Origin of the sequence: Pseudovibrio sp. Ad37 (assembly GCF_001623075.1) — a bacterium.
GTDB lineage: Bacteria > Pseudomonadota > Alphaproteobacteria > Rhizobiales > Stappiaceae > Pseudovibrio.
In genome coordinates this window covers 1-919 of record NZ_LMCF01000120.1, presented here as the reverse complement: position 1 = coordinate 919, position 919 = coordinate 1, and the positions used below count along the sequence as shown (strand labels likewise).

Genomic DNA, 919 nt, shown 5'->3' with positions numbered 1-919 from the left:
ACTCGTGGAGCATGATGTTGGACAGGAGCGGCGAAAGAACGCCGCCTTGCGGAACACCTTCATTGGCAGCCCTGAACAGGCCACGATCAATGTGACCTGCTTTCAAGATACGCCAGAGCAAACTGATAAATCTCTTATCCTGAACACGGCGGCGCACACAGCGGATCAGCAGTCGATGATGGACGGTGTCAAAGTAGCTGGCCAGATCACCTTCGATGACCCACCGTCCTCTAACACAGTCTGTATCTTGCAGCTGGGTCCTTACTGTCCGTACCGCGTGATACACACTCAGCTCCGGTCGGAAGCCATAGGAATTGCGATGAAAGTCGCTCTCCCAGATAGGCTCCAAAGCCATCAGCATGGCGCGTTGAACAATGCGGTCTATCAGAGTTGGAATACCCAAGGGCCTTTGCTTGCCATTGGCTTTTGGAATGTAGATCCGTTTGACCGGCTGGGGGCAATACGTGCCCGCCAGAAGCTCCACCCGCAAACCCTCCAGATATCGATCCAGATTACTTTGCAGGTGTTGCTTGTCCATTCCATCAATACCCGCCGTTCGAGCGCCACTGGACGCCAGAACAATGCGAGCGGCCTCAGTAAGCCAGACCCGATTGGCAGCGAGCCGCAACAGACGATCGAACCGACGGTTCGGATCACTTGTGGCCCACGTTGCGAGTTTGTGTTGCATTTCACTGATTATCAAAGGTCTTCACCTCATTCGGTCAGTTAATAACAAACGCCAAACAACTTGAACTGCTCCCCTTCGCCTTAAGACCGGCTCAGTCCGGTCTCGTGTAACAGGCTTTCCCTGCCTCAGACTACTACGGGAGCTCCGCCAGCATAGTGGTCATCGGAGTTTGCTTCCTTAGCATTCCATCCATGCCTTCCCTCGTTCATATGTTGGACTTAAAAGCGTATT

The 919-nt window shown here is 53.3% G+C and carries 1 protein-coding gene; it reads right to left on the bottom strand.

What is annotated here, in order from left to right; genetic code table 11:
* Nucleotides 1–703: reverse transcriptase domain-containing protein (locus PsAD37_RS17095; protein WP_275078333.1), on the bottom strand; the 703-nt coding region annotated here is incomplete at its 3' end.
* Nucleotides 704–919 lie beyond the last annotated feature (216 nt).